The organism is Longimicrobiaceae bacterium (genome assembly GCA_035696245.1).
Taxonomy (GTDB): Bacteria; Gemmatimonadota; Gemmatimonadetes; order Longimicrobiales; family Longimicrobiaceae; genus DASRQW01.
Window position 1 is genome coordinate 1 of record DASRQW010000187.1, and the last position, 11,675, is coordinate 11,675.

7 protein-coding genes are annotated in these 11,675 nt (G+C 75.9%); all 7 read left to right on the plus strand.

The genetic code is table 11. The annotated features are described in order from the left end of the window. Positions 1 to 702: hypothetical protein (locus tag VFE05_08890; protein HET6230173.1), on the plus strand; the 702-nt coding region annotated here is incomplete at its 5' end. Positions 703 to 722: 20 nt separating this feature from the next. Then, positions 723 to 2,156, plus strand: a complete 1,434-nt coding sequence (locus VFE05_08895) for a hypothetical protein (GenBank protein ID HET6230174.1) — start codon at positions 723 to 725, stop codon at positions 2,154 to 2,156. After that, positions 2,153 to 4,384: a carboxypeptidase-like regulatory domain-containing protein gene (locus VFE05_08900; GenBank protein HET6230175.1), complete on the plus strand. Its 2,232-nt coding sequence runs from the start codon at positions 2,153 to 2,155 to the stop codon at positions 4,382 to 4,384. The genes VFE05_08895 and VFE05_08900 overlap by 4 nt, the downstream gene beginning before the upstream one ends. Beyond that, entirely contained in the window at positions 4,381 to 6,273 is a 1,893-nt protein-coding gene (locus VFE05_08905; protein ID HET6230176.1) for a hypothetical protein, read from the plus strand. The genes VFE05_08900 and VFE05_08905 overlap by 4 nt, the downstream gene beginning before the upstream one ends. A gap of 6 nt (positions 6,274 to 6,279) precedes the next feature. After that, positions 6,280 to 8,379 (plus strand): hypothetical protein, encoded by a 2,100-nt coding sequence (locus VFE05_08910; GenBank protein HET6230177.1) that lies wholly within the window; start codon positions 6,280 to 6,282, stop codon positions 8,377 to 8,379. Continuing rightward, a complete protein-coding gene (locus tag VFE05_08915) occupies positions 8,376 to 10,637 on the plus strand; it encodes an AAA family ATPase (protein ID HET6230178.1) in 2,262 nt (753 codons plus the stop codon). Before VFE05_08910 ends, VFE05_08915 begins: the two co-directional genes overlap by 4 nt. Further along, positions 10,624 to 11,675: hypothetical protein (locus tag VFE05_08920; protein HET6230179.1), on the plus strand; the 1,052-nt coding region annotated here is incomplete at its 3' end. The genes VFE05_08915 and VFE05_08920, both read left to right, overlap by 14 nt.

The window sequence follows — 11,675 nt, forward strand, 5'->3', positions numbered from 1 at the left end:
GCCTACCTGGCGTCGTGGCTCGACGAGCCGCTCGACCCCGCCTGGGGCACCGGCGCCCGCCGTGCCGCGGTGCGCAGCTGCGCCCGCAACCTCTTCCGCCGCGGCACGCCGGGCGCCGTGCGCGCCGCGCTCCGCCTCCACCTGGCCAACCGGCTGGGGGTGGACGAGGCGACGCTCGACCCGGCGCCCTTCGTGTGGGAGCACTTCCGCTCGCGCCTCCCCGCCCGCGCCGACACGCCGGGCTCCGCCCCCGGCGCGCTCTTCGGCGCCGAGATCCTGCGCCGCCTGCGCCTGGGCGCGTCCGCCCTGGGCGAGGGGACGCTGCGCGACCTGGGCGCTCCCGAGACCGACGCCGTCACCCTGCACGCGCACCGCTTCTCCGTGGTGCTCCCCCGCGCGCTGGTGCCCACGGCGGCCGACGAGCAGGCGCTGCGTGCCGTGCTGCGGCGCGAGCAGCCGGCCGGCACCGAGGGCGACCTGGTGCTGGTGGAGCCGCGGATGCGCGTGGGCGCCCAGGCCACGCTGGGCGTGGACACCGTGCTGGGCGTCTATCCCCGGGCACGCCTGGCCGTCGACGGCGGCGACGGGGCCGCCGCGCGGCTGGACTACGACTGCCTGCTCGCCGACGCCGAGCCCGGCACCCACCCCGACACGCCGGTGGTGGGCGGCGGCGGCGGCGTCCTTCCCTGGCGCATCTCCTGACCTCCACCCGAGCGAACGCCATGAGCCGAGCGAACGACCCCTACGACCCGTGCGCGGGCGAGGCCAGCGGCGAGCCGGGATGCGCACGCCCGACGCTGGAGCGGCTGCGCTTCTGGAACGGCCGCTTCCTGGTCGCGCGCGACCTGCGCGACCAGCAGGACGACCTGGTCCGGCGGCTGGAGTACCACCAGCACTTCGCCCACGGCTCCGGCATCCTCTGCGGGTTCCGGCTCCGGGAGCACCCGCGCGACGACTGCGAGCGCGACTGGGTGGTGGTGGACGGCGGGATGGCGTACGACTGCTGCGGACGCACGCTGTGGATGCCCGAGCCGCGCGCCGTCCGCATCCCCCGCCCCGCCGCCCCGGCCGGCGAGGCGCCGCCGGGCGGCGCGGAGCCGGGCGGCGCGGAGCCGCCGCAGCCGCCGCTGGCCGCGCCCGGTGAACCGGGGCAGGCGCGCGACGCCGCGGACGATCCGCGCGACCGGCAGGCGGACGATGGCCACGGCGGCCATGGCCATCATCATGACCACCCCGATCACCACGACGATCACGGCCACGGCCACCACGGCGCGGGATCGGGGGAGGATCCGGTCATGCCCGAGCCGCAGTTCTTCCTCGTCGCGCGGCGCAAGGACCGGCCGGCGGACCCGATGCCCGCGCTGTACGCCGACGACCTGGGCGAGCCGGTGCGGCAGGAGTACGGCCGCATCCGCGAAGAGGTGGAGATCGAGGTGGTCCCCGCCGCCGCGGTGTCGCAGGGGTGCTGGCCGCGCCCCAGCCCGGTGACGCCCGAAGACTGCACCCGCGGGCTCGACGACGACTGCGAGGGCGAGGCGGGCGACACCGTGCCCTGCGGGCTGGGGTGCGCCTGCGGCGACCAGGTGGTGCTGGCCGGCCTCTGGCGCGACGCGCGGGGGGTGCTGCGGTGGGACCTGACGCACCGCAAGGTGCTGATCCCGCCGTCGGAGCTCACCCGCATCACCGGCGTCAACTGGCCACACGGGGGCGAGGTGAGGCTCGGCCACCTGAGGAAGCAGATGAACGGGCAGCTCATCGTCCGCTTCTCGCGCCGCCTGCGCCCGGCGGAGGGAGACCGGCGAGGGATCAACCCGATGACCTTCGAGCTCTCCTACCTGGGCGAGTCGGGGACGTGGAAGCAGGTGATGCCGGACCCGGGCGATCCCGGCGAGCGCAATCCCACGCTCTCGTCCAACCGGCGGTGCGCCGTGTTCCAGATCCCCAGGGACCTGCTGGACGGGCGCTACAGCCTGGCCGGGACCACCGTGCGCGTCCGCGTCCTGGGAGACTTCCTGCTCGACTGCCACCGCCGCCCCGTGAGCGCCGCCCACACCGGCGGCGACGTGAACGGCCGCGGCAGCGGCAACGGCGTGCCGGGCGGCACCTTCGAGAGCTGGTTCTACGTCCGCAACTCGTGGAAGGAAGACGACCGATGAGCGCCACGGCCTCTCGAAGCGGCGGGTGCGGCTGCGGCGGCGCCGCCGGCAGGACCGCCGGGTACGGGTGCGACGACACCCAGCCGCGCCAGGTGATGGGCGGCTGCACCTGCGCCGAGCCCCTGCGCTGCGGCGTCCCCTGCCTGGAGCGCCCCCTGTTCAGCGCCGGGCAGCTGCTCACCGCCGACTCGCTGCGCCTGGGCCAGCGCTATCTCCACGACCGCTTCGCCCTGCGCCGCTACCTGGACGGCGTGGGCGTCGTCTGCGGGATGCACGTGCGCTGCGACCCCGAGCGCCCCGGCTGGATCATCGTGGACGCCGGCTACGCCGTGGACGCCTGCGGCGGCGACCTGGCGCTCTGCGAGCCGGTGGGCTTCGACCTGTGCGCCGCGGTGAACGCGTGCCCCCGCCCCACGCTCCCCTGCGGCGACGACGTGGCCCCGGCGCAGCAGGTGGAGACCGGGCCGCTGGAGCTGGGTCCCGTGTTCCCCGGCACCACCCAGCCCGGGAAGCTCCTGGCGGTGCTCACCGGGCGCGTGTTCGACAGCACCGGCGCCCCGCTGGCCGGGGCCGTTATCCACCTCGACGGCTTCCCGTTCCAGGCGCAGACTGGCACGGATGGCGCCTACCGGCTGGAGTTGGAAGCGAACCGCATCTTCACCGTCAGCGCGACGCAGCCCGGGTACCGGGTGGCCACCCGCTCCGCCATGCTGGCGCTGAACCAGATCACCACGGCCGACTTCCCCCTGGTGCGGCCGCAGCCGGCGACACCCCAGCCGCCGGCCGACACCACCTGCGTGTACGTGCTGCGCGCCGAGCCGGTGTGGGAGGGGTGCGACCCGGTGCCGGTGGTCACCCGCCCGGGCCCGGCCGATCCCCGGCCCGAGTGCCGGCCCTCGCGCGAGGCTGCGTCCATGCGCCTGTGCGTGCAGCCGCTGGCCGAGCCCAATCCCGAGGCGCGCGCGGCCGACCGCACTGACCGCTTCCGCCGCCTGGGGCAGCCGCTGTTCGAGCGGCTTGGCACCGCGCTGGAGGCGGGCGGCAAGCCGGCCGAGACCGTAGTGGACGCGCTGCTGCGCTGGGTGCGCGAAAACCCGCCGCGCTCCGTCTGCGGCACCGCCACGCTGCTCTCCGAGCTGCGCCGCGCCATCCGGGGCGAGCCGCCGAAGTGCGACCTCCCCGAGTGGGTGCGCCGCAACCCCGGCCACGCGCTGGTGGAGATCGTGGGCCATCTGGTGGACGACCTGCGCGAGGGGTTCCTGGCGCTGGCCTGCCACGACTGCGCGCCCCACCCCGGCGTGCGCCTGGCTCACGTGGTGATCGACCCGCGGCTGGCCGGGTGCTCCGGCACCGGCTGCCACATCGCCGGGATCGACACTCATCCTCCCGCGCGCGAGGCGCTGCACCCGCTGGGCACCTGGTGGCGCGGCGACCGGGTGCCGCTCTACGACGGCTATTTCCGCCCCGTACACGACGCCGCAGTGCTCCTCACCGGCCGCGGGCTGACCGTTACCCCGCGCGACGCCGCCCAAGCCCCGTACACGCCCGAGATGAACTACCTGGTGCGCGGATGGTTCGAGGAGAGTGAGGGCGGCGGCCAGCTCCGCCGGCTGGGCGTGTACCAGCAGGCCGAGCTGTACGCGGGCTACGCGTCGAGGGTGGTGCTGTGGACCGTCGCGGGCCGCGTGGTGTGCATCGAGACCCTCACCCCCGGGGGCGAGAACCTGCCCCGCTTCTCCTGTGTCGAGTACCTGACTGGCCCGCTGACCATGCAGGCCGAGCCGCTGCGCGGCGAGGTCAGCCAGGAGGTGTCGACGCCGACGGAGATGGAGGCCGCGGCCCTGCGTGACCGGTCCAGCGTGCTGGCCGAGGAAACCGCGGCGACGGCGGCGGGCGGTGGCGGAGTCGTGATGGCCCCGCCGACGCTACTCGCGGCGCTGGACCCAGCCCCGCTGGAGAAGCTGATCACCGGCATCGGCCTCAAGAGCGAAGCGGAGTTCTTCCGCCAGGGGATCCGCACCCTCACGCAGCTGGCCGCGGCCGACTACCAGAACGTGCACGCCGCGCTCGGCGGGAGGTTCCCCCTGGCGCCCGAGATGTTCGCGGCGATGCGCGAGCAGGCGCGGGAGTACATGGACGGCTCGCGCACCGTGCCCTGGGCCGACCTGCAGCTCTGGGCCGCCGCCGCGCGCGCGCGGCTGGACCCGGTCGACGGGAGGACGGCATGAGCACGGCCAACGGCACCGGCGCGCAGCCCCCACTGGCGCGCAACGACTACCGCGAGGGGCAGATCCTGCGCGCCCGCGACCTGGAGCGCGAGAGCGGCTACTTCCTGGCGCGCGGCCGGCAGCACGTCGCGCTCGCGCACATCCCCGGCATCCTGCACGGCTTGCAGCTGAACGTGTTCGAGCGGGGGACCGAGAACGGGCTGGACGAGGCGAAGCTCGCGGAGAAGGGGGCCACGCCGCTGGACCTGTACGTGGAGGCGGGTGTGGCGGTGGACGCGTACGGCCGCCTGGTGGGCGTGCCGCGGCGAGAGCAGGTGCGCGCCGAGCTGGCCACCGCACCCTCGGTGCTGCGCGCCGGGTGGTACCGCGTGGTGCTGCTGTACGACCGCTCTGCTGGCGCGGGGACCACCGGGGGCGACGCCTGCGCGGGCGCCCCCGGCTCGGTGGGCGGCGGGCGCACCGTGCGCGAGGGATACCGTATCCGGCTCCGCGACGCCTACGAGGCGCTCCCGGACCCGCCCACGCCGGGCGAGCTCGTGGACGGGCCTTCCGACCGGCCCGAGGACGAGGCGCCGGTGCTGCTGGGGCTGGTACAGTGGAACGGCCTGGACTCCTTCATCGGCTTCTCGCTGGTGGGCCGACGGTACGCGGGGGTGACGGCGCAGGCAGTGGCCTCGCCCGACGAACGCGCGCGCGTGGAACTGCGCGACGGCGCGGGGCGGCTGGCCGTGCGCGTGGCCGACCAAGCGCCGGTGGGAAAGACGGCGCCGTTCCACGACGTGTTCCGTGTGGACGACCGGGGCGGCGTGTGGGTACGCACCGGGATCGACGCGGGCCCCGAGGGCGTGCGTCTGCGCCGCGACCCGGACGGGCAGGAACAGAGCCTGTGGCAGGTGAAAATGTCCTCCACGCCCGACGGCTCGTCGTTCGGCAAGAAGCCGGGGAGCAAGCCGGGCGAAGAGGTGGAGGTGGGTGAGCCTCCGGAGTACGCGCCCGGCGAGCAGGAGATGCGGATCGTGTTCGAGCGTGCCGACGTCCCTCAGGGGCGCCGCCGCGTGGTGATCGGCCACGTGGACCGCAGCGACGGCGCATTCCTTCCCGCGGTGGTCGTGTACGACCGGCCCCCCAACGCGCAGCGCGACGGCGGTTCCACCGTGGAAGTATGGGGCGACCTCTTCGTCCGCGGCACGGCGTACCTGGCCGGGGCACAGCGCGTACCCCGCGGCGGCACTCCCAAGGGCGGCGGCGACGACGAGCTGGACGTGCTGTTGCGCCAGCTCGCGGGGCCGCTGGCGGGCGCCTTCCGCGCGTTCCTGCTGAGCGACCCCAAGTGGCTGAACGACCTCACCGCCATCCTTGCCGCCAGGGTGTCGAAGGACCAGGCGCTGGTGGACGCCTTCACCGCGGCGCTGCGCGGGAACGTCGCGTTCGTGTCGGCGATCGCGGCCGAGGCGGCCGACGACGTGGCGGCGGCCCTGAGCACCGACGCCGGGCTGCGCACCGCCGTCGCCACGCAGCTCGAGGGCGACCCGCCGTTCCTTGCGGCGCTGGTCACCTCGCTGGGCAGCAGTGCGCAGCTGGCCCAGGCGGTGGCCGCCCATCCGGCCGTGGCGCAGGCGCTGGCAGCCCTGCCCTCGTTCATCACCAGCGTGGCCAACGCCGTGGCGCTGCAGATCTCCACCGTCGCGACGCTGCGGGCCACGGTGACCACGGCGGTGGTGGCGCGCGTGGTCCAGGACGCGGCCACGGCCAACGACCTGGCCCAGGCCGTGGCGGCCCGGTTCACCGCCACGCCGGCGATCGCCAACACCGTCACCGACGCGGTGACGGCGCGGGTGGGCGCCGACCTGCCGCGCAGGACGGCGCTGCGCAACGCGCTGGGGATCTGACCACCCATGAGGGACGCCGTGGGCACGCTCCGCATCGCGCTTCCCGGCCGCCCGGCCGCGGACACCCGCGCGCTGGCAGCGCTGGTGGCGGCCGGCGCGGCCGCGGCGCCGGCCGCCACCGCCGCTGGCGGCCGCGTGGTGCTGGTGCGGCGCGCGCGCGTGGTGCTGGCCATCGCGGGCGCGTCTGCCGAGGCGCTCGCGGTACAGGCGGGGCGCGCGCTGGAGGGCGCCCTGCACGGCGCGCTCCGCCGTCCGCGGTCGGCGGACGACGTGCTCGTGTTCGCGTCCACCGCCGAGTACCTGGCGCACTTCGTGGAGGAGCTGGCCGGCGGACGCGGGGTGGACGTGTGGTACTTCCGCCCGCTGCTGGCGTGCCGCGGGCGCGGGCTGGGCGAGACGCTGGCCAGCCTGGCCCGCGCCGAGCCCGACGCGTGGCCCGGGGTGCTGCGCATCCTGCGGCGCCGCGGGCTGCTGGGCGGCCTCCTGGCGCGCCTCGGCGGCCCCGACCGCAACGTGCTGCGCGGCGTTCCCGCGCCGCCCCCGCGCCTGCTGGAGCACGCCGAGGGGTGGCCGCTCTTCGGGGCCGCGTGGGAGGCGGCCATGGCTGCGGTCGCGCCCCGGCCGGACGCCCCGTCCCCCGCCCCGTCCTCCGCCCCGTCCTCCGCCCCGTCCCCCGCCCCGCCGCCCGCGGACCGCCGGCCGCCGGCGCTCTCCGGGACGGCGGAGACGGCCTTCCGGCGCTACCTGGCCACGCATCCCGCCGCCCCGGAGAGCTGGGGCGACGTCGCCTCGCTCGGCGCGTGCGTGGCGGCCATGCTCGGCTGGCTGCTGGCTGGCGCCGCGGCGCCCCTCGACGTCCCCGCGGCCGAGGCGGCGCTCGCGGCGCATCCGTGGATCGACCCCGCGCCCGCACGCCGCGTCCTCCGCGCGCGCTCCGCCGTCGCGGAGAGCGCGGGGACGCGCCGCACGCCGTCCGGCCGCCTGCGACCCATCGACGCGGAAGACGACGCATCTCCCGACCGCGGTGCACCCTCGCGAGCGTACGGGGAGAGCCGTCCATCCCCACGCGACGCGTCCGCCGGTGGCCCGGAGGAGGCGGTCGCGCGGGGATCGTCATCCCCCGACGCCGTGGACGAGGGCGCCACGCCGGCGCCGCGCGGGCGCGCAACGGGCGGATCGATCAACCGCACGCAGGCGCTGCGCTACCTCCACGCCGCGCGGCTGCTCGCGTCGCCGTCCTCGCCCCCGGCCATCCTGGCGGCGTCGGCGGACGATCCGCTGCTGGAGTACGAGGACGAGGTGTGGACGATCGACGGCGCCGCCGCGCACCTCGCGTCCGCCGGTGCCGCGCCGGGCGTGGACCGGGTGATGGCGCTGCTGGAGGGAGACGGGCAGCCGCCGGGCACCGCGTCCACTGGCCCGCGCGACCGGGCGCTGCTCACCGTGACCGCCGCGGCGCGACAGCTGGACGACGCGGGGCGCCGCGAGCTGGCCGCCGCGCTGTCCAGGCTGGCGCGCGCGCGGCCGCCGCTGCTGGAGACGGACGCGGCGGGGCTCTTCTTCCTGGTCCGGCCGCTGGTGGACCTGGGTGTGCCCGGGCTGGCCTCGCGCGCGGGCATGGCGCCACCCGCGCTGCGCGCGCTGCTGCACGCGGCGGCCGTGTCGGCCGCGGGCGCGCCCCCGGGCGACCCCGCCGCCGGGCTGTTCGCGTGGGGCGGGCCGCGCGGCGAGTGGGCGCCCGAGCCGGCGCCGGCGGACGACGGTCCGCGCCGCGTGGAGCTCGCCGCGTCGCTGTGCGCGCAGGCCCGTCGGCACGGGCTGGCCCCGGGCGAGCCGGGGGAGGGGGACGACCTGCCGGGGCTGCTGGTCCGCGTGGCGTGCCTACAGCTGGTGCGGTGGGTGCGCGGCTTCGAGGGCAGCACGGTCGAGTTCACGCTGGTGCGCTTCGTCCGCCGCCCCGGCGCGGTGCACGTACCCGCGTCTGGCGCGCTGGAGGTGCGCTGGCCGGCCTCGGGATACGACGTGGTGCTGGAGCGCGCGGGGTACCTCGACCCGCTGGGCGCAGTCCCCTGGTGGGACCGCCGCGGCGTGCGGTGGGAGCAATGAGCGCGCTGGCCGAGGCCGCCGCGCGGCTGGAGGCGCTGCTCGCCGCGCTGCTCGCCGCGCGGCTGGGCGCGGAGCACGCCGACCCCGGCGTGCTCCCCGGCGCCGGGGGCGACGAGCAGGCGCTGGCCGCCGCGCGCGCCGCCGCCGCCGGCGCGCTCGGCGACCTGGAGCTGGCGCCGCTGGACGACGCGCTGGACGGGCTGGCCGAAGCCGCGGGGATGGACGACGCGGCCCGGCTGGTGCTGGCCGCCGCCCTGCTGGTGAACCTGGACGACCGGCTGTGCCGCGCGGTCGGGCTTCTCCACGACGACGTCAGCCGCACGCGCCCCAGCATGGGCCTGCTGGCGCGGATGCTCGAAGACGCCGCCCCGCGCGCCGCGGTGCTGGCGGCGGCCGCCCCCGCCGGCCCGCTGGAGCACGGCGGGATGATGGAGCTGGCCGGCGCCTACGGCGACCCCGACGCGCCGCTGGCCAGCCGCGAGGTGGTGCTGCATCCACGCGTGCTCGAGGCGCTGCTGCACGGCGCCGCCCTCGCCCACGCCGACCCGGCGTGGACCGGCATCCTTTCGCTCGAGTCCCCCGCCCCGCCGCACGCGAATGGTCCGGGCGATCCGGACGATGCGGACCAGCCCGCCACGCCGGCCGGCCCGGCGGATCCGGACGAAACGGGGGACGCGGATCCTCCGGCGACGCCCACGGACGGGTCCACCGGCGGCGGGAGCGCGGCTTCGGGGGAGAGCGATGGCGCGCCCGGGGAGGACGACGGCGCGGAGACGGTGCGCCGGGTGCTGACGGCGCACGGCGGCGGCCGGCGGGTGGGGCTGCTGCGCGTGGGGCCCGACGTGGAGGCCGCGCTGGAGCCCGCGCGGGCGTTCGCGCGCGCCGAGGGGCTGGCGGTGCTGCGCGTGGACCTCTCCGCCGCGCTGACCCGCGGCGACGGCCCCGACGCGCTGCTGCGCGCCGTCCGCCGCGAGAGCGTGCTCACCGGCGCGCTCCCGGTGTGGACGCGCCTCCCCTCGCGCGAGGCGCTGGCCGACCCCGAGCTGCCGCGGCGGCTGGCGCACCTGTTCATGCGGGCGCCCGCGCCGCTGGTGGTGCACGCCGAGCACGGCTGGACGCCCCCGGCCGACCTGCCGCTGGTGCTGGTGCCGCACCCCTCGCCCGCGCCCGACTTCGCCGCGCGGCAGGCGCTCTGGCGCCGCGACGACGGGGTCACGCCGGGCGCCGCGGACGACGAGGACGCGCGCGCACTGGGCGCGTCGTTCATCCTGGCCCGTGGCGCCGTGGCCGCCGCGCGCGCGGACGCCGCCGCGAGCCAGGCCGTCCTGGGCGGCGACGCGGCCGAGCACCTGCGCCGTGCCGCGCACCGCCAGTCCTCCGCGCGGCTGGTGCGCTTCGCCCGGCGGGTGACCCCGCGCGCCGGGTGGGAGGAGCTGGTGGTCCCGCCCAGCGTGCTGCGCCAGCTCCGCGAGGTGGAGTGGCGCGCCGCGCACCGCATGCGCGTGTTCGAGGAGACCGGCTTCAGCCGAGGGCGCCGCGGCTTCCTGGCGCTGTTCGCGGGCGCCAGCGGCACCGGCAAGACGCTGGCGGCCGAGGTGATCGCCGCCACGCACGGCTTCGACCTGTACCAGGTGGACCTGGCCGGCGTGGTCAGCAAGTACATCGGCGAGACGGAGAAGAACCTGTCGCAGGTGTTCGAAGACGCCGAGAGCACGCACGCCATCCTCTTCTTCGACGAGGCCGAGGCGCTGTTCGGCAAGCGCAGCGAGGTGAAGGACGCGCACGACCGCTATGCCAACCTGGAGATCAACTACCTGCTGCAGCGGGTGGAGGCGTACGACGGCGTGGTGATCCTGGCCACCAACCTGCGCCAGAACATGGACGAGGCGTTCCTCCGCCGGCTCGACCTGGTCGTCGAGCTTCCCTTCCCCGGCCAGGACGCGCGCGCCGGGATCTGGCGCCGCGCCTTCCCGCCCGGGGTGCGGATGGCGGACGAGGTGGACGCCGACGAGCTGGCGCGGCGCTTCCGGCTCTCCGGCGGCTCCATCCGCAACTGCGCGGTGGACGCGGCGTTCCGTGCCGTGGCGCGCGACGGGGGGCAGCCGATCACCATCACGCGGGGCGACGTGCTGCTGGCCGTGGGGCGCGAGTACCAGAAGCTGGGCCGCCCGGTCACGCGCGCCGAGTTCGGCGACGCGTACGCCGAGGTGATGGACACCCTGTTCACGGCCGCGGGAGGGGGCGATGGCCAGGCGTAGGGCGAGCCGCGCCGCCGTGCGCGGGCGTGAGCCCGAGGGCAAGGGCCCCGAGGCGGCGAAGACCGCCGCGCGCGCCCCGCGCCGCGAGCCCTCCACCGGCCCCGGCGCGGACCGCGCCCTGGCGCGCAAGGTCGGCGAGGAGAAGGCCCAGCGCATGGGGGCGGAGCCGGAGGGCGGGCCGCCGGGCGTGCACCGCGTGCCACAGGAGCGGGGGGCCGGGAGCCATGCGGTTCAGCGACAGCACCTGCCGGGAAATGGGAAGACGCAGGGGCTCGATCCCACGAGCAATCCGGCGCTGGGCGCGGCCGAGCGGGCGAAGCTGTTGATCAAGCAGGGCTTGAGTGGAGGCAAGCAATCCCCCCCGTCGGGCGAGAATCAGGTCTTCGCAAGCTTCGTGGCACTGCTCAAGAAGCTCGACAAGTTCGAAGCAAGCCTGAGGGGCGGCGCCCCGGGCAAGCTCGCATTGAACATGTATGGAACGAGTGGCAAGGGGAGCAAGCAATCGACGGCCGCGCGGCCGGCGAAGGACGTCGTCTGGGGCAGCGACCGGAGCCTGGACCTGGAGGAGATCTTCGCGCTGATGAACGGTGTGATTCTCTCCGTGAGCAAACCCGGCGAGATCTTCAGCACTCCGGGGGACCTGAAGGAACAACCCGCCGAGTTCGTGCTGGATTGGCAGCAAAAAATTGTGGAGCTGAAGGAAGCTCTCGAAAAGATCGAGAAGGAAAAAAAGGGGAAGGAGCAGGCTCGTCGCGACGACTCGACCCGGGTGTCCGAACTGCTGCACAAGGTGCAAGAGCTTACGAAGCGCGTCAGCTTCGATTTCCAGAAGTTGAAGGACGATCAGCCGAAGTCGGCTGCCAAGGACAAGACCACGCCGGAGGCCAAGCTCCAGAAACCGACCACCGTGGGGGCCACCGTCACCGGCACACCTCCGCGGTCCTTTGTCACCAGCACCTTCCAGGTCCCGAAATCACCTTTAGACAGCGAACCCGAAGCCCTACCCTTTTTCCAGTTCTACATCAAGGCTGGAGGTGG

Bases quoted from the DNA above. Each gene is read 5' to 3' on its own strand.
- VFE05_08895 (HET6230174.1), top strand. From the start codon at position 723: ATGAGCCGAGCGAACGACCCCTACGACCCGTGCGCGGGCGAGGCCAGC.
- VFE05_08900 (HET6230175.1), top strand. From the start codon at position 2,153: ATGAGCGCCACGGCCTCTCGAAGCGGCGGGTGCGGCTGCGGCGGCGCC.
- VFE05_08905 (HET6230176.1), top strand. From the start codon at position 4,381: ATGAGCACGGCCAACGGCACCGGCGCGCAGCCCCCACTGGCGCGCAAC.
- VFE05_08910 (HET6230177.1), top strand. From the start codon at position 6,280: ATGAGGGACGCCGTGGGCACGCTCCGCATCGCGCTTCCCGGCCGCCCG.
- VFE05_08915 (HET6230178.1), top strand. From the start codon at position 8,376: ATGAGCGCGCTGGCCGAGGCCGCCGCGCGGCTGGAGGCGCTGCTCGCC.